The organism is Nostoc sp. DedQUE02 (assembly GCF_034531035.1).
Classification (GTDB): domain Bacteria; phylum Cyanobacteriota; class Cyanobacteriia; order Cyanobacteriales; family Nostocaceae; genus Nostoc.
Window position 1 is genome coordinate 69,262 of sequence record NZ_JAVRBY020000001.1, and the last position, 20,012, is coordinate 89,273.

Annotated in this window: 14 protein-coding genes and 1 pseudogene; 8 read left to right on the top strand and 7 right to left on the bottom strand. The window is 41.5% G+C overall.

Going from position 1 to position 20,012, the window contains the following annotated elements; genetic code table 11:
- Nucleotides 1-17: 17 nt before the first annotated feature.
- Both RMX98_RS00305 and RMX98_RS00310 read right to left on the bottom strand, forming a co-directional pair.
- Nucleotides 18-671: an energy-coupling factor transporter transmembrane protein EcfT gene (locus RMX98_RS00305; RefSeq protein WP_322679785.1), complete on the bottom strand. Its 654-nt coding sequence runs from the start codon at nucleotides 669-671 to the stop codon at nucleotides 18-20.
- Nucleotides 664-1,587 (bottom strand): energy-coupling factor ABC transporter permease, encoded by a 924-nt coding sequence (locus tag RMX98_RS00310; RefSeq protein WP_322679784.1) that lies wholly within the window; start codon nucleotides 1,585-1,587, stop codon nucleotides 664-666. The genes RMX98_RS00305 and RMX98_RS00310 overlap by 8 nt, the downstream gene beginning before the upstream one ends.
- A 974-nt stretch (nucleotides 1,588-2,561) precedes the next feature.
- On the opposite strand from RMX98_RS00310, the gene RMX98_RS00315 reads away from it, so the two are divergent.
- Both RMX98_RS00315 and RMX98_RS00320 read left to right on the top strand, forming a co-directional pair.
- Nucleotides 2,562-3,800, top strand: a complete 1,239-nt coding sequence (locus RMX98_RS00315) for a glycosyltransferase (RefSeq protein ID WP_322679783.1) — start codon at nucleotides 2,562-2,564, stop codon at nucleotides 3,798-3,800.
- 101 nt (nucleotides 3,801-3,901) lie between these two features.
- On the top strand, nucleotides 3,902-5,935 hold the full coding sequence (locus RMX98_RS00320) for a glycosyltransferase (RefSeq protein ID WP_322679782.1): 2,034 nt from the start codon (nucleotides 3,902-3,904) through the stop codon (nucleotides 5,933-5,935).
- A gap of 218 nt (nucleotides 5,936-6,153) precedes the next feature.
- Here RMX98_RS00320 and RMX98_RS00325 read toward each other — a convergent pair whose 3' ends face one another.
- On the bottom strand, nucleotides 6,154-9,654 hold the full coding sequence (locus RMX98_RS00325; protein WP_409880877.1) for a PAS domain S-box protein: 3,501 nt from the start codon (nucleotides 9,652-9,654) through the stop codon (nucleotides 6,154-6,156).
- Between the two features lie 331 nt (nucleotides 9,655-9,985).
- Nucleotides 9,986-10,132 (bottom strand): hypothetical protein, encoded by a 147-nt coding sequence (locus RMX98_RS00330; RefSeq protein ID WP_409880879.1) that lies wholly within the window; start codon nucleotides 10,130-10,132, stop codon nucleotides 9,986-9,988.
- Between the two features lie 279 nt (nucleotides 10,133-10,411).
- Here RMX98_RS00330 and RMX98_RS00335 point away from each other — a divergent pair, with 279 nt between their 5' ends.
- The 4 genes from RMX98_RS00335 to RMX98_RS00350 all read left to right on the top strand — a co-directional run bounded on the left by RMX98_RS00335 (nucleotide 10,412) and on the right by RMX98_RS00350 (nucleotide 14,851).
- On the top strand, nucleotides 10,412-10,603 hold the full coding sequence (locus tag RMX98_RS00335; RefSeq protein ID WP_409880880.1) for a hypothetical protein: 192 nt from the start codon (nucleotides 10,412-10,414) through the stop codon (nucleotides 10,601-10,603).
- A gap of 90 nt (nucleotides 10,604-10,693) precedes the next feature.
- Nucleotides 10,694-11,845 (top strand): AI-2E family transporter, encoded by a 1,152-nt coding sequence (locus RMX98_RS00340; protein WP_409880881.1) that lies wholly within the window; start codon nucleotides 10,694-10,696, stop codon nucleotides 11,843-11,845.
- 207 nt (nucleotides 11,846-12,052) lie between these two features.
- Nucleotides 12,053-12,799 (top strand): hypothetical protein, encoded by a 747-nt coding sequence (locus tag RMX98_RS00345; RefSeq protein ID WP_322675072.1) that lies wholly within the window; start codon nucleotides 12,053-12,055, stop codon nucleotides 12,797-12,799.
- 882 nt (nucleotides 12,800-13,681) lie between these two features.
- Nucleotides 13,682-14,851: a homocysteine biosynthesis protein gene (locus RMX98_RS00350; RefSeq protein ID WP_409880882.1), complete on the top strand. Its 1,170-nt coding sequence runs from the start codon at nucleotides 13,682-13,684 to the stop codon at nucleotides 14,849-14,851.
- Between the two features lie 155 nt (nucleotides 14,852-15,006).
- Here the strand turns inward: RMX98_RS00350 and RMX98_RS00355 are convergent, their stop codons facing one another.
- Complete coding sequence (locus RMX98_RS00355; RefSeq protein WP_409880884.1) at nucleotides 15,007-16,038, bottom strand: hypothetical protein; 1,032 nt, start codon at nucleotides 16,036-16,038, stop codon at nucleotides 15,007-15,009.
- Nucleotides 16,039-16,416: 378 nt separating this feature from the next.
- On the opposite strand from RMX98_RS00355, the gene RMX98_RS00360 reads away from it, so the two are divergent.
- Nucleotides 16,417-17,310 (top strand): tetratricopeptide repeat protein, encoded by an 894-nt coding sequence (locus RMX98_RS00360; protein WP_409880885.1) that lies wholly within the window; start codon nucleotides 16,417-16,419, stop codon nucleotides 17,308-17,310.
- Between the two features lie 111 nt (nucleotides 17,311-17,421).
- Here the strand turns inward: RMX98_RS00360 and RMX98_RS00365 are convergent, their stop codons facing one another.
- On the bottom strand, nucleotides 17,422-18,042 hold the full coding sequence (locus tag RMX98_RS00365) for a TMEM165/GDT1 family protein (RefSeq protein ID WP_409880886.1): 621 nt from the start codon (nucleotides 18,040-18,042) through the stop codon (nucleotides 17,422-17,424).
- A gap of 247 nt (nucleotides 18,043-18,289) precedes the next feature.
- Here RMX98_RS00365 and RMX98_RS00370 point away from each other — a divergent pair.
- Nucleotides 18,290-19,323: pseudogene (locus tag RMX98_RS00370) on the top strand (IS4 family transposase); the annotation flags it as partial.
- A gap of 146 nt (nucleotides 19,324-19,469) precedes the next feature.
- Here RMX98_RS00370 and RMX98_RS00375 read toward each other — a convergent pair.
- Nucleotides 19,470-19,667 (bottom strand): DUF2283 domain-containing protein, encoded by a 198-nt coding sequence (locus RMX98_RS00375; RefSeq protein WP_409880921.1) that lies wholly within the window; start codon nucleotides 19,665-19,667, stop codon nucleotides 19,470-19,472.
- Nucleotides 19,668-20,012 lie beyond the last annotated feature (345 nt).

Below are 20,012 nucleotides of genomic sequence, written 5' to 3' on the forward strand. Positions count from 1 at the left end.
GCCTCTCTACTAGTGGGTTAAATTTTGTAAGAAGTTAGGGTGACACCAGCTGCGATCGCCCAAGCTAGTAATAGGGCAAAACGTTCTTTTGGTCTGAGAGTAGAATCTATGGGCAATTGTCCGTTGTAACCACGAGCTACCATTGCCGCGTAGACTCGCTCTGCTCTATCTAGACTACGGAGATACAAAACTCCAATCATGGCAGCACTGGCATAGCGCAACCATCCTCCCGTTCCCGTCAGTCCGCGTAATTGAGCGCTGCGCCGCATCCGCGTTACTTCTGAGAGCAAAATTTCCATATACTGCCCAGCTAATAACAAGTTTTCCTTTAAAGGTGCTGGTACTGGTAAGCTTTTGAGGGCAATGCCGAAACTGTGGGGCGGTAAGGTTAACAAAAAACTATTCATCGTAACCAGACAAACCAGCGAACGAACTAGCAAAAAACTGGCTCGCTCCCATCCCAAAGGCAATGCCAGCAATGACAAAAAAATCAATTCTGTACCGAGTAATCCTCCCAATTCTCCAATTGGGACGCGCAAGAACCAAGCCCATAAAAGTGCGATCGCGCCATATACACTTAGTCCATACCAAGCATGATGTTTTAATAAAGCTGCTCCCACCACAATTACTAGAGACAGTTGCAAGCGTAGCGGTAAGGAAAGTTTAAGCATTCTTCGGTTTCACTACTTTGGCAATTCCAAAGGCCACAGCAAAGCAAACCGCAGCTCCCACAAGTCCAGCGATACTAGTGCCAATTGTTCCCAAACCCTCAATTCCATAGTCAGCTAAAGGTGTCGGCACAATTATCCGTACTTTACTGGCTAAGTGGATGAAGCCCGTATTTTCAGCAACTTTTTCTAAACCATCGGGCCAGGCTGAGGCAAAGAGTGACAACACTCCCGCTATCAAGAAGATGGTAACTATAGGCAATGACCATCCGCGAAACTCGTGCTGTTCTCCTGGTAACAAATCTGGTCTAGCTGTGGCCAGATAAGTCAGCACACCCCCAGTAATCAGCCCTTCGCCGATGCCAATCAAAATATGCACACCAGTCATGGCTGGTAAAACTATAGCTACGGGTGCAGTTCCTGAGAGGGCTAATTCAATGGCACAAGCGATCGCAGCTACCACCACACTTACACCAGCTGCTATACCAGCAGCCAAAGGTAAGCGCCCTTTAGACCCTCCAAACAGTCGTTGTAAGGTTTCGGTTAAAACCCAGCCAGCCCAAACCCCAACTACTGCCATGTTAAAAATGTTCGCTCCTAAGGCTGTAATGCCACCATCAGCAAATAGCACGGCTTGAATAATTAAAACTGTTGCCAGACATAATGTTCCTGCCCAAGGACTGCCCAAAACGATCGCAGCTAAGGTTCCCCCCAACAAGTGACCACTAGTACCTCCTGCCACCGGAAAATTGATCATCTGGGCGGCAAAAATGAAGGCAGTGGTTAGTCCCAATATCGGGGCACGACGGATACCAAAAGCTTCTTGCGATCGCCCGAAGGCAATAAACAGCGCTGCTGCACTCGCTAAACCAGTAGCCCCTGCCACCGGAACAGAAACAAATCCATCAGGAATATGCATGATCTACCCTGTATTTTAGATGTTCATTTACTCAGAACAAGCAATAAAACTACGCCATTATTTTAATAACAAACTAGATTTTTCTCTTTTTTACAATGCCCTCTTGGGGGATTTTATGGTGCTACTTTTGACATATTTACAATCCAATATCTACTCAATAGTATACTTATTTTTTAGGATATTAATTTTTGTTATGTTTATTTTTTATGTCATTCGATATTGATGAATCTTGCAAACTGGTACTGTATCATGTCTACTTCAATATAGCAGTCTCATTTGATTCATGAAATTACTCAATCAGGCAAAAGGCAAAACTTAATTGCGTCTTGTCTGATTGAGTAGCTCGTTTTTTCAAAAATTAAACAGAAATCCTCTAACACTTCTTACAGTTAATAAATAGTGATACCTATTTTACAAAAAAATACTTTGATTTTTCTCTGTATTATGGTATTTAGTTAATTCAAAACTTCCTTAACATTAACAAGTGAATTTTTATAGGTGTAATAAGCTGTTTATTTCTATTTTCTCATAACATTTATCAACAGAAAATCTCTCTTACGGCAAATCTTTTGTCGCCCATAAAATAAATTATTAGCAATCATAATTTATTGCTAAACTTTATGAGACTTTATACTTAATTAATATTATTTATGTAAGTATTAAAAAATCAGCAATATTCGTTTTTTGAACTGTATATTTGCTGACTTAGCTTGTTTAATGGTACAGTATATTTGCATAAAAAATAGGCAATTGTCGATACAGTATCATAAAAATAACTGGTGAAATGTAAATTTTAGATGAATTTTAGGAAAATACTGTGAATCGAAGTGCGGAAATTACTAAACTTTCAGAACAGCTAACTGTAACAAAAGTATTCCTCAATTTTTGAGTAGTCAGGTTCAGTCAACAAAGTCAGCAGATGTTTGGCTTTATTTCCCACGGACTTTACACCCTCTCGTTCTGCAATTTGGAACATGAAAACAAACTCATCCAACTCGCTGCTAACAATACCAACTGGCCCACTAAAGATTTCAGAGTTGCCTCCTGATGCTGTGGGTACAGGTAGTGAATCTATTTATCTTTCTCTAGTAATTCCTACGTATAAAGAACGTGATAATGTAAAAAATATAATCAATATATTGACTCAGTTACTGGATGAATCTATCCCAGGAAACTATGAACTAATAGTGGTAGATGATGATAGTCCAGACCGAACTTGGGAGATAGCGCAATCTTTGACAGCAGAATATCCCCAGTTGCGGGTAATGCGACGCCAACAGGAACGGGGGCTGTCCTCGGCGGTGATTCGTGGGTGGCAAGCAGCTACGGGGAATGTGTTGGGGGTAATTGATGGAGATTTGCAGCATCCACCAGAAGTGCTGATGCAGTTGTTGCGTAGTGTTGAGCAAGGAGCAGATTTAGCTGTAGCCAGTCGTCATGTAGAAGGCGGCGGTGTTAGTAGCTGGAGTGTTGTTAGACGTTTCTTGTCTCGTGGCGCTCAGTTGTTAGGTTTGGTGATCTTACCGGGAGTACTAGGTAGAGTTTCCGACCCGATGAGTGGTTATTTTATGGTGCGCCGGAGTGCGATCGCAGGTGCAACACTCAATCCTGTAGGATACAAAATTCTCCTAGAGGTAATTGGTCGGGGAAAGGTAGACCAAGTTGCGGAAGTGGGATATGTGTTCCGCGAACGCAAAGAGGGTGAGAGTAAGGTGACATGGAAACAATATATAGATTACATCCACCACTTAGTGCGGTTAAGGCTTTCTACCGGGCGAGTAGGACGATTGAGTAGAAAAGTCAATTTTCCCATCGGTCGATTCCTTCGCTTTGGGTTGGTTGGCTTTAGTGGTGTGTTTGTAGATTTAACGGTGTTTTACTTGCTGCGTACTGTGATTCATTTAGGTTTAACTCGCAGTACGATTCTTTCGGCTGGAGTAGCAATTGTAAATAATTTCCTATGGAATGATTTATGGACTTTTGGTGATATTTCTCAAAAGCAACGCGATCCGCGTCAACGTTTCAAGCGATTCTTGAAGTTCAGTGCGGTCTGTTTGGCAGGAGTTATATTACAAGCTCTAATCATTAACTTTCTTTATAATGTCTTGGGGATAAATCAGTATTTAGCTAAGTTGATCGCGATCGCAGTTGCTACCATCTGGAATTTCTGGATTAATTTGAAACTTAGCTGGCGTGTCACCGATGTGAAATAATCACAACGAGGGATTTGAGATTTTGATTTTTGTTTTTAGATTTTAGAACGAACTTAAATCTCAAACGTCAATCTACAAATCCATTCGTCTGAGGCCCAGCAATGAGAATTATTTTCCAAGGTGCATTTTATTTTTACAGAAAAATTATCTCGTTGCTACCTGCATTTGCTATCCATTTCCTGCCTCTGGCAGACAAAAACTCTATCTCACAACACAAGCATTGGCATAATTGGCAGACTCGCCTTCCTCCTTTCTGGCTTCACCCCTTGCTGAATTTGATCTGGGTGATCATTGGCATCAGCTTGCGCCTAACCAACTTGACTGCAAAGCCTCCTTGGACTGATGAGTTTGCCACCTTGGTGTTTAGCTTGGGGAATACTTTTTTAGCAGTACCCCTAGATCAAGCGATCGCACCTGATATTCTATTGCAACCGCTACAACTAAACCCAGCAGCTAGTATTGGTGATGTGGTTCATAACTTAGTTACACAAGATAACCATCCACCACTGTATTTTGTGCTGGCTTACCTGTGGATGAAATTATTTCCCAGTGACGGAGGATTAGTATCGCTGTTTGGGGCGCGATCACTACCAGCGATAATCGGTGCTGCTTCTATACCGTGTATTTACGTATTAGGAAAAGTAGCGTTTCGTTCGCGATTAGTGGGACACTTGGCTGCTGCCATGATGGCAGTATCACCCTACGGCGTATTTTTAGCACAAGAAGCGCGTCATTACACTTTGGCAATCTTATGGGTAATTGGTTCCTTCGCCTGCTTAGTAATTGCCACACGTCATATTTTAAACCGCACACGTTTACCTATATGGATAGCACTTTTATGGGTAGGAATTAATGCTTTAGGTGTTGCGACTCATTACTTCTTCACCCTCACCCTCTGCACAGAAGCTGTAGTTTTGATTTTTCTTGCTTGGCATCAATTGCAAACTAGTAGTTCGCCAAGTTCACTTGGCGGGGTAAAGGGTAAGGGGGAAGATGGGGCCCCCTTTGGGGATAAGGGGGAAGGGGGAAAGGTTTTAAATCCCTTACCCTTTACTCTTTCCCCAATCAAGAGCCCTCACCCATCAAAGTTGACTTGGCAGACTACTAGCAGCAAATTTTCTCTTTTCTTCTCTCCTCCGTGGCGGCGGATCTATGCCGTTGCGACAGGTACTTTTGCCGCGAGTTTAATTTGGCTACCAATCTTTTTAGAAAATAAAAATCGTGGTGAATTGACCGAGTGGATTCAAGGTTCACGCGTTGGACTAGATTGGTTAAGCCCAATTTTTCAGGCTTTAGGAACATTGATTGCCATGATTTCCCTCCTGCCAGTTGAATCTTCACAGCTATTAGTTGTGATTCCTTCTGGAGTGGTGATGCTGACTTTCTTTATTTGGGCAGTACCAATTTTGCTGCGTGGGATTAAGATTCAACTACAGCAACCAGAAAGCCGGATAATGATTCAGGTGTTTATCGGAGTTGTGATCAGTGCGATCGCTTTATTCTTTATCTTTACCTACTTTTTGGAAATCGATCTGACCAGGGGTGCTAGATATAACTTTGTTTACTTTCCGGCGATCGTTATTTTACTAGGGGCAAGTCTCGCAGCTTGTTGGCATCCTCCCCAAGAATTGATGGCAAGAGAAGCGGGGAAAAATGGAATCAAAAGTATCGGTAGGTGGGGAATAAACGGGAAAAAAGCCGTGATGTTAATTTGGTTAATGGGATTTTTCAGTGCAGTTACAGTAGTCTGCAATCTCGGCTATCAAAAATATTATCGCCCTGACCTGTTTGTGCAACTAATTCAACAAATATCCCCAGTGCCAGTACTGATTGCCACTGCCCACAAAACTTATGTACACACTGGGGAAATGATGGGGGTAGCTAGGGAAATTAAACTTGCCAATCCATCCCAAAAATCTTTGTTTCTCCTTGCTCATCAAGAGCAAGACCCAAATGCTTCTACCATTGCTCTGGAAAATACTTTAAATAAATTACCACGACCTTTTGACTTGTGGCTGGTAAACTTTCATGCTCCCGTCGCCGAAGCCGTCAAAACATGCGTTATATCTGATACTCAATCTTTGCCAAGTGTAGACGGCTACGAATATCAACTTTATCATTGTCGGCAGAGTTAATCAGTTGGGGAGTAATATCATGTCCGGCTGATTAGTTATAATTTCCGCATCTGTGCAAAAACCTGAAAACCCTTTCTGCCCCCGGTCACTGAATCTCGACTCACTTCGACTGCGCTCAGTGCAAGTCGCTCGATTTCCGCGTTGGTCATTGAGCGTAGCCGAAATGAGCCGAAGTGCTGCCCCTTGCCATCACGCAGCATTTTTGGGTTGGCAGACTACTAGCCTCTGAATAGCTGATGTAAACTGTTCAATAATTCTCTGGCGGTGTAGGGTTTTGATAGAACTGCTTGAACATTAACATCAGCAGCTTGAGTAAAAACTTCCATTGAGTTCAGCCCACTACAAGCAATAATTTGAACCTGGTTGTTCATCTTTTGCAAGGTGCGAATGGCGGTGATTCCATCCATTTCTGGCATCATTATATCCATCAATACGGCATTGATTTGATGCTTGTGTTGAGCATAAAGTGCGATCGCCTCTATACCATTACTGGCAGTGAGTATCTTATAGTTATGGTTTTCTAGGATGATTGTGGTAATCTCCCGAATTTGGGCTTCATCATCTACAACTAAAATCAATTCTCCCTGTCCTGGAAACAAATCTAGGTCTGGTATCTTGAATTCTTGGGTTGCTTCCAAAGCCGGTAAAAACAGGTCAAATTTGCTGCCTCTACCAACATAGCTAGACACTTTGATAAAACCATCGTGGCTTTTAATGATACCCAGTACCGTTGAAAGACCAAGCCCTGTCCCTGTATTGAACTCTTTTGTAGTGAAAAATGGCTCAAAAATTCTATCTAATATTTCTGGCGGTATCCCAATTCCGTTATCTGTAACGGTAATCACAATATAATGCCCAATTTTGGTATCGAGATTCATTCTGGTATAAGCTTCATCAATAAACTTATTTTCCACAGAAATTTTGATATTACCGCCATCTGGCAAAGCATCGCGGGCATTTACTACCAGATTCATCAGTACTTGATGCAGTTGTGTGCTATCTCCAGTAATAGCCCAAATGTCATCTGGGATAAGCGTGGAAAATTCAATAGATTTGGGAAATGTATGTTTAGCAATTTGAATAATTTCTGAAATCAGGTACTTGATCTGGATAATTGTTCGCTCTCCTTTAAACCCTCGCGCAAAGGACAAGACTTGCTTGACTAAAGCTGCTCCGCGTCTGGCATTGGTTTCTACGAGTGCCATTAATTGCCCAGAACGCTCCTCGTCTTGGAAAAAATTTCCCTGTAACAATTGAGCTGCGGCCAAAATTGGTGTCAATATATTGTTCAAGTCGTGAGCAATACCACCTGCAAGAGTACCAAGGCTTTCCAATCGCTGGGTGCGAAAAAACTGCTCTTCGAGTTGTTTCTTTTGGGTGATGTCTCTGTCAACAGTCAAGATAGATTTGGGTTCTCCCTGAGAATCACGCATCAATGTCCAACGGCTTTCAACAACAATTTTCTCACCAGATTTTGTAACTTTATGTAACTCGCCATGCCACAAGCCACTCTCAATTACGCTTTTTAGGGCTTCTTGTAGTTGCTGCTGATTTCCTGGTGGGTACAAAATCTCGTGGAGGTATTTTCCTATAACCTCTGTAGAAAGCCAACCATACATCCGCTCTGCACCTTTATTCCAGAATAAGATTTGAGACTGGAAATCTCGAACTAATATGGCGTCAGTGGTGATGTCAAGTAAAGCAGCTTGTTCGGAGATTTTTTGTTCTGCCAGCTTGCGCTCGGTGATATCTTCGGCAATGCCACCATAGTAGTTAACTTTTCCTTGGTCATTATAGACAGCAAAGCCCCGATTCCAAACCCAGCGCACCGATCCATCAGGTCGTAAAATTCGATATTCTGCTGAAATCGATTGACTATCACTAAGTAGTTGCTCGATTGATTGGGTAGCGCGATCGCGATCGTCTGGATGAATGTTGTCTAACCAGGAGTCTGGCTGCTCAAATAGACTCTGAGAAGAGTAACCCCAAATAGTCTCATAAGCAGGACTAATGTACAAGGGATGGAATGAATCTGCGCTACGAATCCAGATGAGTGCGTGAGTGTTTTCGGCAAAAGTGCGAAATTTCTCCTCGCTTTGACGCAATGCTGCTTCGGCAATTTGGCGTTCCTCTAGCGCGGCTTGCTCTTCAGTAATATCTCTACCTACCCCTTGGATTTCGATAACCTCTCCTTTGTGATCATGAATTGCGATCGCACTCCATTGAAACCATCGGATACCCTTGACTGTGAATACCCGTCGCTCACAATTAGTGAAGGGATGAGATGAAGATTCTAAAGCTGTGATACTTTCTATGACTTTAGGCAAGTCATTTGAATGAAAAAATTGGAAAAATGACTGGCCACAAAACTCATTTTCTTTCCAGCCAAAGGTTTGACAAGCAGCCATATTTGCAAAGGTAATCTGCCCTTGCAAATCAATGCGGATAATTATGTCAGTTTGGCTTTCCACAAGTTGGCGATAGAGGTTTTCGCTCTGCCGTAATGCAACTTCTGCGCGTTGGCGTTCAATAATTTCTTGTTGCAATAGGGAGTTGGACATCACAAGTTCTGCTGTCCGTTCCGCCACTCGTTGTTCTAACTCATCGTAAGCTTGGCGCAGTGATTCCTTTGCCTGTTGGCGTTCGCTAATATTACAAAGTAACCAGCGCCAGCCAACTTGACTACCTTCGGAATCGTACATAGCAGCAGTTCTAATACTAGCCGGGAAAATTTTACCTCCCCGTGGTTTTAGGTAAACTTCCCACTCCTGCTTCTGCTGCCTATTATTTAATCGAATGGTAAAAGTCTGACGATCTTGCGGAGCAATAAATAAAATTAATGGTTTGTTTACCAAATATTTTTGGTGTACAGCCAACAAGGTTCCTGCTGCTCGGTTAGCCTCTTGGATAATACCTGCGGTATCAGTTACCAAGTAAGCATCTGGAGCGAACTCAAATAAATCCTGGTAACGCTGGCGCTCCAATTCTACTAGCTCACGGGCAACGGCCAACTCTTCATTTTGTTCGCGCAGTTCTTCTTCTACTACCTGAAGTTCTTCGAGGGCTTGCTGAAGTTCCTGATTAACTTGCATAATTTTAGCCGATTGTGCCTCAACCCATAGCTTTAAGTAATTTTGAGTTTGACAGCAGACTTGCTCGATCTCAATTGGCTGATTAACCCGCTTGAATTCATCTGTGGGTTTTTCTAAATATTCCTGTAAGCCTTCAACGATCCCAACCATTTTTATCAGGTCGAAGGCTTGTAGCAAGCTAATCTCAGTGATGATTCCTAATAATTGCCCGCGATCGCCTAAAACGGGCAGATGGCAAATCTGATGCTGACGTAATAAAGATAAAGCAAGAAAAATATCCTGAGAATCCGATCCTCTAAGGGTAATTACTGGCTGTATCATTACTTCAGCCATTGTCACAGTCGATAAGTCTATTTCAGAAGCTATGAGTCTAATTACATCTTTTTCTGTAAAAATACCTAATAAATCCGCCCCTTCCATAACTAATACACAACTAGTTAATGGCTGATTTACAAAGTTTAAATTCCATGAAAAATTTAAGTTGGTAGATGCATAATTACTGCATCTTTCCTGACTCATTAAAGCAATAGCTTCGACCACACAACTATCAGGGTTAATCGTTAATGGAGAACGATTAATAACATGATTTAAGCTAGGTAAGTTAAGCAGTTGATCGTTGAATCGCATGGTTAATTTGTCAATTCTAATGATCTTTTTATATGAGGATGAACTAGTAGAAACTAACACCAGCTAGAAAAGGGAAACTGCTGAAAATCAGGAATTATTCGAATTTAATAAAAAATCAATCAAGTACATTGATAAATACACCCTGTAAATATTAGAATACCTAATACTAGGAGACGTAGTGCAAGTTAGTAAACTAAACCAGGAAGTAGATTGAATTTAGAGTCACCAAACTGATTCTATTGTGAAATTAGAAATAGTTTATCTCTTATCTATAAGAGATTACCTTAATGGATGGTGTTGCTAATCTTATTAGTATGAAATCTTAAATATTTTAAATTAATTTATCAGTGAAGATATTAAAGCCTTGCTCCCGAACGTCTTCAGTCAGGCTGCTCCTAAGTCCTACATTTATAGTTAAACTGCCATCAAGATAGAATGTGCCGAAAAAAGTGTTCCGCAAGGTTGTAGTACTTAGCATGGTGTTTTTCCAAGAAAGTTGGAAAGGATTGTATCTGTAGGTATATTAGACTTCTTGGCATTGGAAAGGATTGTATCTGTAGGTATATTAGACTTCTTGGCAAAAGTCGGGGTAAAGGTGAAGGGGAAAAGGGTAAAGAAACTCAAAATCCTTTCCCTTTAACCTTTACCCTTTACCTTAAGAGTGCAAAAATATATTTTTGCAACAGGTATATTGTAGAAACTGGGGCGTACCGTGCAAATTCCTGTATGCCAAAAAAATTTGTATTACCGTACTTTTATGGAAAATCAACTAGGATTGGTTCTAAAACTGCTTTTACTCTCAGCTTTGTTATCCGTATTGATTAAGTACGCAGCGCCAAATCTATCAATTCCTGCGACAGCAACCAACGCGCTGATTATAGTATTGTTGCCGATTGTGATGATCGCGATCGCGCTCCTGTGGCGATTCCAAGCACAGAGACAAAATTAACTCAAATCATCTACGCACAAGTTACTAAAATCAGTTAACCTAGCTGAATTACAAGAAAATTGCATCTTGCCAACGGTTGGGAGTTAGCCTGTGAATCTCGGTCAATGGATCGGCTTAATCGCCATAGTTCTTTCTTTATACATCTTGTGGCAAATTCGGGAAGTACTTTTGCTGATGTTTGCCGCAGTTGTGTTAGCCACCACCTTAAATCGGCTAGCGAAACGCTTCCAAAGCTTTGGGATGAAACGTGGATTCGCCGTTCTTCTAGCAGTAGCTATCTTTTTCGCAGGTGTTGTGGGTTTTTTCTGGCTAATTGTGCCGCCATTTGCCCAGCAATTTCAAGAACTAACATATCAAGTTCCGAAAGGGTTTGGACGCTTTAATAGTTGGCTTGATGCCCTCAGAACTCGTATTCCTGAACAGTTAGTTCCCTATATCCCAGATATCAATAGCCTCATTCAACAAATACAGCCCTTTGCCAATCGGCTACTAGGAAACTCCTTTGCTTTTGTATCTGGTTCTTTAGAAGTCGTCCTCAAGATTTTGCTAGTGTTGGTTTTAACAGGCATGATGTTAGCCGACCCCATAGCTTACCGCAAAGTATTTGTGCGGCTTTTCCCCTCATTTTATCGGCGGCGAGTAGATGGGATTTTAGATAAATGTGAAGTCTCCTTGGAGGGATGGATTACAGGCGCTTTCATTGCCATCTTTGTAGTGGGAGTGATGAGTCTGATTGGCTTATCAATTTTGCATGTCAAGGCAGCACTAGCGTTAGCGGTTTTAGCGGGATTTTTTAACTTGATTCCCAATTTAGGGCCAACGATGAGTGTAATCCCAGCAATGGCGATCGCCTTCTTGGATGAACCTTGGAAAGCTGTTGCTGTCTTGATTCTCTACTTTGTTATTCAACAGATTGAGAGTAATTTTATTACACCTGTTGTCATGGCGCATCAAGTCTCATTGCTGCCAGCCATAACCTTAATTGCCCAGCTATTTTTCGTCACTTTCTTTGGCTTTTTAGGATTATTTCTAGCCCTACCTCTGACTGTTGTCGCTAAGATTTGGTTGCAAGAAGTGTTAATTAAAGATGTTCTGGATGAATGGGGAAATAATCATACACAAGAAACTGAGTTTGTGATAGTTTCTCAATCTCCTGAAGCAGATGGTAATTGGAAAGTAGAAAATGCAGACATTAATAAAAAGCCATCGATTGATGATGACATCTTGAAGTCAGAAGATTAGTTACTCGATTTTTGATTGCAAAAAAAGGCGATCGCTTTGGGGTTTGATAATAAGCGATCGCAAACAAGTATATGGTGAATATCCAATCTCCGATAGACATTACAATCGCCTATCATCTTTGAAAAACTCACCTGCTAGGTGGACGCTACTAAAAATCAAGCAGACAATAGGGGGAAAATAATCAATTCATATATTGGAGGGTAAGCTTTGAAACTCAATCAAGTGATTGCAATTTTACAAACCGTTAAAGCTAACACCACAAAAGCAAAAACAGGCATATATCATCTGATTCAAAAAAGTGCAATGTTTCAAGGGATTTCGCGGACATTTCAGCCAGTGGCTGAAGATGGCTTCGTATATCCTCCAGAAAATCAGACACTGCAAATGAAAGCAGAAGATTTGCTGAGTCAATTTGAGCAAGCTTGTGCAGAATTATTTAACTTATGTGCCACCCAAGATTGGGCTAATGCCCAGGCTAAAGCAGATATAGTAGTTGACGGAACCACCATTTTACGAGAAGTACCCGTTTCTTACCTCTTGTTTTTGGAAAAGCAGTTAGTTGATGTCAAAACGTTCATCTCAACACTGCCCGTTCTAGATACTAGCGAATCTTGGGTTTACGATCAGCAGCAAGAATGTTTTGCCACTGAACCGAAACATACCACCAAAACCAAAAAAATAGTTAAACCTGTGGTGCTGTATGAAGCCACAAAAGAGCATCCCGCGCAGGTAAAAGAGTCTTCAGAAGACGTGCCAGAAGGAACTTGGCGAACAGTCAAGTTTTCTGGAGCAATTTCTCAAGCAAGACAAAATGAATTGCTGCGGCGGGTAGATAGGCTCATGCAAGAAGTGGTTTTTGCTAGAGAACAAGCAAATAGTTTAGAAGTTACTCAACAGAATCAAGTTGCCCGCTCAATTTTCGGCTACTTGTTTTCACCCTCAACATTTAGGTAAAATAGTTTTGGAGCGCAAGTTTAGTTTCAGTGTCTATAGGAGAATATGTAGGTTCGAGTCCTACTCCCTCGACTTAATTAAACCGAGGGATAGCCAAAGGGTAAAGGTACTCCTCGACACAATCAACCTTATATTTAGTCTTAAGCTATTGCTCCAAGCTAAGGTTAAAAATTCACGTTCTGTATCAACCTCTGCGAATTAATGTCAGTGGGACATGGGTTCAAATCTCGTCCGGGTCTCCAAAATCTTGACCTGGTAGTTTAGCGGTAAAACACCACGACTTAAAGATTAAATTTGCAGAAACCGGAAATTAACTAGGCAGAAATTGTGAAAACATACTGAAAGCTGTAAACTTTTGGTACCAACCCCCAGACATGGACATTGCCTGGGGGATTTTAATTGGAAGAGGTTCGTTAAAATTATTCATGAACAACAAAATCCTCAGCTTCTTAAAAATTCGGGGATTTTGCAATGCGGCTAAATCTAAAATCCAAAATTAATTAATTGATTTTGATTGATAATGCAAGGCTTTATTTATAGTAATTTTACGTAGTGATAAAAAATCTTTTAGACAGGTAGAACTTGCTTCCCCCAAAAAATGTACAATTTGGACTTTGCAATATTTTGAATTGTTTTTTTGGAATTTTAACCTTATCCAGGGTGTTAACCTGTCACGCAGAGATTGCTGGCAAATGTTTCGAGATGAATAGAGGTATGAGTGAAAATGAATGTCAAAACGTAGTCATGCTACATCTCTACAAAGGTTCTAGATAAATATATTTAATTATACTAAAGGTCTAATTTACGCTACTCCCCATTACCCCTTATCCCCAGAGGGGGCCCCACCATCCCCATTCACCAGGAAGCGCAAGCACTGATAAGATGCGAACAATTGCAGAAATTAACGAGAAAATTAGTCGCCAACGGGCGGTAGTGTTGACAACTGAAGAATTAAAAGCACGAGTTGTAGAAATCGGTGTTATTAAAGCTGCGAAAGAAGTTGATGTAATTACCACAGGCACTTTTGAGCCAATGGAATCAAGTGGTGCAATTATCAATCTGGGACACACCGATCCCCCGATAAAAATTCGCCGTTGTTGGTTAGATGGTGTGCCAGCATACTCTGGTTTTGGCGCAGTAGATTTATATTTGGGTGCGAGTTGTGCTGCGGAGACGATGGACGGTGAAGAAGTGCGAGAACGTGGTGGCGGTCACATCATCGAAGATTTGATCGCTGGTAAATCTATACACGTAAAAGCGCAAGGACAAGTAACAGATTGTTACCCCAGAGCAACTTTTGAAACTACAATTACCAGTGAAACGATTAATCAGTTTTATTTATTCAATCCGCGCAATCTTTATCAAAATTTTATTGTAGGTGTAAATGGTGGCGATCGCCCCCTTTTCACCTATCTAGGCCCTTTACAACCGCGTCTAGGAAATGCCGTTTACTCTAATCCAGGTGCTATTTCCCCCTTACTCAACGACCCCGACTTGCAACTCGTTGGTATAGGTACTCGAATTTTTTTAGGCGGTGGTGTTGGCTATGTCGCCTGGGAAGGCACTCAGCACTTTCCCTTACAAAAGCGTTTAGCTAATCGTACACCGATTGGGCCTTCCGCCACTTTAGCTTTGATTGGTGATGCCAAGCAAATGGATGCTCATTGGGTACGGGGGTGTTACTTCAAAAGTTATGGCCCCTCATTGATGTTAGGCGTTGGTGTACCACTCCCTGTATTAAATGAACAAGTAGTTGAACACTGTGCTGTCCAAGATCAAGACTTAGTAGCCCCAATAGTGGATTTTTCCATTCCCCGGCGCGTCCGTCCTACCTTTGGTTTGGTGAGTTACGCCCAACTCAAATCTGGGCGGATCACCATTGAGGGCAAAGCAATACGCTCTGCCCCCTTAGCAAGTTTGTTTTTTTCTAAGCAAGTCGCCTTAGAGTTGAAAAAGTGGATCGAAGCAGGTACCTTTACCCTTACAGAACCAGTTTCTCCAATTCCAATGGAGCGATCTTTTCTACCCCAAGACCGTCGGACGGATTTTTGATTTTGGGGAGTGCGGGAGCAGGGGAGCAGGGGAGCAGGGGAGCAGGGGAGCAGAGGAGCAGGGGAGAAGTAAAAGTAAGTCTTTCCCCTCTGCCCCTCTGCCCCTCCGCACCTCTGCCTTTTGTGCCTCATGCCCCATGCCCAATGCCCCATTCCCTAATCTTGAGTCGGTTTCGGTCGCTTGATGGGTTTTGGAGCTGGTGGTCTTGGTATAGGCTTTGACACAACAGAGGGGTCGCCGCTTGCGCTTGTTTTCTTGATGGGACGAGGAGTTTCACCAGTGCGTCTGGGGGGGAATGGTTTTCTACCACCAGCACCACCTCCAGCACCACCTCCAGCACGAGGACCACCTTTGAATGGTGGTCTGCGTTTTTTGGGCAAGTCAGCGATCGCCTGAGCTTTTTCTACAATTAAAACATCAGCTTCTCGCTTGGCTTGGAAGTCCCAGAATTTTCCCACTGCTTTGGTAGTCAGCACACCCCTCAATTTCAACTTAAAATACTTGGGTTTGTCAGTTGATTTGCGTGGAGCCTGCCTAATTTTGACTACCAAGCTTTTAGCATCAAAAGATTGGTATACTACTTCACCACGAACAGAAAAACCACCATCTACAACTTCTGATGAGGGTTTTAGAGTAGTTGTATTTAGTTCAGAATTCTCGGATAAGCCATCATCGAGTGTCTGTAATTGCAACTCCAAATCTGATTCGTCCTCATCTGTTGAGTTTTTAGCCAGATTTTCTGGCTCCCAAACTCCGACGATTTGGATGTGCAAGGTATCATTTTCTTGTCTGGTACGTGGATATACAACCCACAAGTGTTCTTTTTCTAAATCTAGATGATTTTTGACTAAGCTCATAATCCGGCCTAGGAGGACGGCATTGAGTTCTACACCATCTGCGGTCAGCAGTGTACCTTGGGTAAATTGTTCGCTGCTAGCATGATAGCGACCTCGGACTAAGCCGATCGCTCGATACTGCATCGGTTCACTGGGAGGCGGAATCGGTTGCTGTCGATTAATCAAGTTCCCATTTGAGTCAGTCTCAATGGGATTGACAGGCGAATTTTCAACTTCTTTAGAGGAGTGGGCTGCTATATGAACATTAGCGGCTGCCTCTATTTTAGTTGGGCCCTGGTTAGAGGCAGAAGAATTGGAAGGTTCAGGCAACGGCATCAGGTCGGAATTCATAAAAACTCCTTGCGGCGGAGACACATCCCATTGTGGGATTTTACAAAGGCAGCTGGAAAGAGCATTTGTGCGACTGATGAAAGTATATTGGCTTTTCACAAAGTCACACTAGGGTACTCTAGAAAATCCTAAAGGCGCTAAATTTAGTGTATAAACACTAAATGTCTAATTTAGCGGCTTTACACTAGTTTCGGAAGCATATCATAGCTACAATTCTGACGGCTCCTCCTAAAGTCATCACTTACTTTAGCAGTGTGGATAGTTAATTGTTATAAAATTCACAGGCAATTGGCGGTATTCCGCAAAGTTTTGGAAATTTTTAACTTTACGATTTGTGTAAATGATAATGTCATTAAAATTTAGGAGAAAGACAAAACTGTGTCTCAACCGCGCAATCGTTGGATAGTTCAAGTCGTCTTAGCAGTGGCAATTCTTGCTTTTGTGGGTGTTTCGGTGATTCCCATAATTGGAGCATTTAATAATACGCCACCCTCAAGTCAGAATACCGCTAGCACCAGAGGCAGTTTACCCTCTGCTGACCAAAAATCAAAACTGGAAGACGAAGCACGGGGTTATGAACAGGTTTTGCAACGGGAACCAGAAAATCAGACTGCACTTAAAGGACTATTACAAGCTCGGCTGCAACTACTGAGTCAAAAAGACAAAAGTGAGGTTAAACCAGCTGATATCCAAGTTGTCATTGAACCCTTAGAAAAGCTAGCGAAGCTGAATCCTGAACAATCAGAATATTCAGTGCTACTGGCTCAAGCCAAACAGCAAATTGGCGATCGCGAAGGAGCCGCTCAAGCTTATCGTTCGATTTTGTCCACTAAACCGGGCGATTTGAATGCTTTGCGAGGAATGGTGGCTCTGTTAATCAGTCAGCAACGCCCCGAAGCAGCCATTGGTTTATTGCAAGAAACCCTCTCTAATGCAGCCCAAGCAAATACAATTCAGCCTGGAAGTGTAGATACAGTAGCCGTACAGGTGCTGTTAGGTTCTGTTCATGCTTCCCAGAAACGCTACGCTCAAGCTAGCTCTATATACGATCAGGCAATTAAGAAAGATCCCAAAGATTTCCGCCCCGTTGTGGCAAAAGCGATGCTCCTGAAACAACAGGGCAAAAACGCAGAAGCAAAACCTTTGTTTGATAGTGCAATAGCTTTAGCACCTGCTCAGTACAAAGACGGAATTAAGAAAGCAGCAACGGCTTCTCCCATTCCTCAATCTGCTACCTCTCCCGCATCTTCACCAGAAAGTACGCCTAAGTAATGGGCATTGGGAAACAGGAGGCAGGAGGCAGAAGTTCTACAATGTTTGAATTTTGAATTTTGAATTTTGAATTTTGAATTGATTTCTCCCCTGCTCCTCTGCTCCCTCCCCTCATGCTCCTTCAATGGCTGCAACTACACCAAAGACTAAAAACAGGCATCCGCCAATAAAGGTTAGTTGACGCTCAGAAATGCGTCCGGCAATCATTTTGCCGCCGATAACTGCGATCGCAGCACAAATGGCATGTCCTAAAATTGCACCTATTGTCACTCCAATGGGATTATTACCAGCCGCTAGGGCAATGGTGGCAATTTGGGTGCGATCGCCCCACTCTGCCATAAATGTCAACGCAAAGGCTTCTATGACAATTGCTAAAGCAGTCTTTTGCTTTGGTAACTGCAAATCTGCTTGTTTCACCGCAGTTTCAGCTTCTTGTACAACTTCTGTATCACAAGCAGCATTGGACATCTTACTAGCGTCGTACAACAGCTTGATACCGAAGGCAATAAATAAAGCTATTTCGGCGTAATGAATATAAACTTTTGGTAACAAAGATACCGCTTGTCCAAATAGCACCGAAAGGATTGTCATCGCGGCTAAAGCAGCTGTCACACCTACAAACACTAGCCGCCGTGGGTGGTGCATTGCCAAAATCACAGCAATAAAAAATGTTTTATCGCCTAGTTCTGAAACTGTAATTAGTAATAAACCTGCGGTAAAAGCTGTTAACACTCTCTCAAGCTCCTGAAGAATCGTTTACCGATGTGAAGCTTGATGAGAGCCAAAAGACCTCACCAAGTTTACACTTTTCGGTGTGAACTTAGTGAAGGTCTCGCTTTCAAATATTAATTATTTGTCATCTGAACCAGGCTCATCGCCAGTATGTTGATTCAGATGTACTGGCTTTCAAGTTTTTTATGCCAGCAGCTACTCCCCTTCTATGCGAGTATAATTATACATCTGTTATGGGTAAAAGTCAATTCCGATTGAATTTGAAAGTAGAAGAAAGAAAGTCCAAATATTTTTGTCTTTACCAAATCTCGACATCAAAAAAATTTGGTTTCCGATAGTCATCAAATGGTTATCAATATATTTTGATGACCAAAAAACAATTTATCTAGCAATTGACCGCACAAATTGGGGCTGTATAAATCTGTTCATGGTAAGTATCATTTGGGACAAAAGAAGCTTTCCAGTATACTTTGAATTATTACCAAAACTTGGTAGTAGCAATTTGAATGAACAAAAAAGAATTTTGTCCCAAGTTTTTCCAATTGTTAGTAATTATAATTTATGTATATTAGGAGACAGAGAATTTTGTTCAGTCAAGTAAGCAAACTGGCTCAGTGAACAGAAAGTATATTTTTGTTTACGTCTAAAAAAGAATCATTTTATTGAAAGAGAAGCAGATATTTGGTTGGAGCTAAATAATTTAGGACTTTACCCTGGTATTTCCTTTTTTCTTAAAGGAGTTAAAGTTACAAAAAATCAAGGGGTGCGAGGTTTTAACTTAGCTTGTAAATGGAAACGTAAAATTTTGGGAGTAGCTCCAGAAGAAGGATGGTTTATTTTAACAAATCTGTCAACTTTAGAATTAGCGATCGCTGCCTATAAAAGAAGGTTCGATATTGAACGGAGTCGGAGACACTCCGCCTCCGAGAAATGTTTCGTGATTTTAAGAAAGGTGGCTATAATTTGGAAGATATTAATGTCTCAGATAAGCGATTAATATCTCTAATTTTATTGATAGCGATCGCCTACACTTCTGCAACCATTTCTGGACAACAAATTAAACGTAAAGGTGTCCAAAAGTATATTGATCGTGTTAAAGAATATGGGCGTAAAGTCAGGCGACATAGCAGTTTTTATATTGGTTTATATGGTCAAACTTGGGTAAATTTTATAGACCAATGTCAAGATTTAGTCACGGATTTAATAAAATTAAGTCGCAATAAACTCCAGTATTATCAACGAGGTTTCAGGGCTATGGAGCTTATTTTATCTGTATCCTAACCTTTTTTGTCGTCCCGTCAGCTATAGAACCTAGTATTTATCTCAAAGAAGCCTTAAGCGAAGGACTACCACTAGCAACAGCAACTGGTTCAGAAAAAGCTCGCTCTTCATACATACAAAATTGGTATAACCCTTTCAAACCTCTATTATGTAGAAATCGAATACTCTAGGGAACGTGGATTATCGATTCTTTTAGAAGCGTCTAATCTTTCTAGGGCAATAATATTTCCATCTTCGTCGTAATCTAAAATTACCCCTGGCTTTTTTTCGTCACTATCTTCTATGGGTACATCACTCAATATAATTCTTAATATATCTACTTCTGGGTCATAGGTAATTTTCATAGTTATCTCCAATATTTTTCGATTTTACTAGTTTTATATACGGTCACTACAACTGCGGGATCAACATCATCTACTACAGTAACGCGTAGCAAAAATATTTTCCCACTACCAAAGTCAATTTTCGCCTATTAGACTTTTCTACCTTCTTTTTCTGACACTACTTGCCCAGAAGCATTACAGATTCGACTAAAAATTAAGATGTATTTCTTCGCTCCATCTCTGTTTGTGCATGACGATAAATTTTATATTTCATTTTATCCAGTTTGCTTATCAAATATAGTCTGATTTAGTGGGAAGAATTTCTACAAGGTCTAGGAAGTACAACATATAATACAGGTGGCAAAG